The following is a 1,016-nucleotide window of genomic DNA, read 5'->3' as shown; positions in this document are numbered from 1 at the left end:
TTTGTGAGTTAAATATAAGATATTCACTAATTTCTGATATTGACTGATTCGTATATACCAATAGAAATTTGGCATATGCTATTTTCTCCTTCTTAATGTATGCACCAACAGTCATACCTATATCTATCTTGAATTTACGCATGAAGTGATACTGACTTAGACCAATTTCTGTGCATATTGACTGAATGGTGAGCTGACGGTTGATATTTCTTTTAATCATCCTGACTGCTTTTGCTATGTCTGAAGAGACACCAGATACTCTATAATCTGCAGTACTTAAAGCGAAATGCTCCAAAATACTGTTATACATAGCAACGGACTCTTCTCTTTTTCTCAGAGAACTAAAGCGATTTCCGTAATAGCTACTGATTGCACCTGACATTTCAATAGGAAGACCGCCAGCAATAGCATAGTACATCGATAGATACAGACAGAATGTCAGCATGGATTTTGTTGATTGTTCATTATTACAAAATTCAAAAAGTGCATTAAGGTAATCTTGATCCCGGTTCAGCTGTTTAAGTGTAGTTATATCACCATTTTGGACAAGCTCAAGTCTTGTTCGTAAGTCCTGATAACTTTGTTCAATCGTCCGCTTTGAAAGCTCAGACGTTTGTAGTCCCATGATATCAGTCGAAAAAAATTGTACCAGTTTATTCACTAAACTCTCAATAGAAAAAGATAAATTCTTATCTAATGCAAAGTAATACATCATCACACATATTTCACTAAACTTTCTGATATCGAGCACAGTCCATTCATTGTCATTGCTTCCCTGATAAATCATCAATGGGTTAATGTTCTCTACCATCACTGGACCAATCTGAACGTACATTGCTTTATCATCAGATTCAAATGTGCATCGGACAGCACCAAGAGGATGAACTCCGATTCTGAATCCTGGTAAATCTTCAATCCAATATTGGCTCATATCATAATCGGTTCTGTTGCAAAGTTTTAAATCTACTATCAAATAAGGTAGAATAATAGAAAAAGATAGCAGGAGGAATGACGAT

General features: G+C 35.3%; 1 protein-coding gene. It reads right to left on the bottom strand.

Annotated elements, in window-relative coordinates:
• The coding region (locus ACHBHN_RS11345) for a helix-turn-helix domain-containing protein (RefSeq protein ID WP_394734164.1) at nt 1-973 on the bottom strand (973 nt) is incomplete at its 3' end.
• Between the last annotated feature and the right edge of the window lie 43 nt (nt 974-1,016).

This window comes from Streptococcus sp. A22 (assembly GCF_043674215.1).
GTDB classification, from domain to species: Bacteria; Bacillota; Bacilli; order Lactobacillales; family Streptococcaceae; genus Streptococcus; species Streptococcus suis_V.
Note: the sequence above shows the minus strand (reverse complement) of the source record. Positions and strands in the feature narration are given on the sequence as shown.